This is a genomic window from Pseudomonas sp. WSY_20, assembly GCF_043104335.1.
In the GTDB taxonomy this organism is placed as follows: Bacteria; Pseudomonadota; Gammaproteobacteria; order Pseudomonadales; family Pseudomonadaceae; genus Aquipseudomonas; species Aquipseudomonas parafulva_B.
Map to the genome: position 1 here is coordinate 1 of NZ_JBICKP010000004.1, position 413 is coordinate 413.

The 413-nt window shown below is 58.4% G+C and carries 2 protein-coding genes; both read left to right on the top strand.

Annotation, left to right across the window (positions count from 1 at the left end; all coding sequences use genetic code 11):
- The first annotated feature begins 6 nt into the window (after nt 1-6).
- Nucleotides 7-111, top strand: a complete 105-nt coding sequence (locus tag ACF8E5_RS00255; RefSeq protein WP_392474736.1) for a PAAR domain-containing protein — start codon at nt 7-9, stop codon at nt 109-111.
- Between the two features lie 114 nt (nt 112-225).
- On the top strand, nt 226-413 hold a 188-nt coding region (gene csrA, locus ACF8E5_RS00260), incomplete at its 3' end, for a carbon storage regulator CsrA (RefSeq protein WP_392474737.1).

The following is a 413-nucleotide window of genomic DNA, read 5'->3' on the forward strand; positions in this document are numbered from 1 at the left end:
ACCACGATTGCCGAGGGCGATGCCACCTGGACTATCGACGGCAAACCCGTGGCACTGAATGGCCACGCCACCGCCTGCGGTGCCAAGCTGATTGCCAGCCTGCCCGCCTGAAACCGGCCATAGACTGGGGCCGCCGCTGCACCGCCGATGTGAGTACGCATCATCAAGGAAATGGCTTGTCGTTACGGGCGGCCGTAAATCAACACGGAGCAAGAAGACACCAACATACTGATACTTTCACGCCATCCGGGCCAGACACTGATGGTCGGCGACAACATTCAGGTAACGATTATCGAGGTAAAGGGCAACCAGGTACGCATCGGCATACAGGCACCCAAGGAGGTCGATGTTCATCGGCAAGAAATCTACGAGCGTATTCGTGCCGGTCTCCCCAAGCCCAACTCCGGCAACCA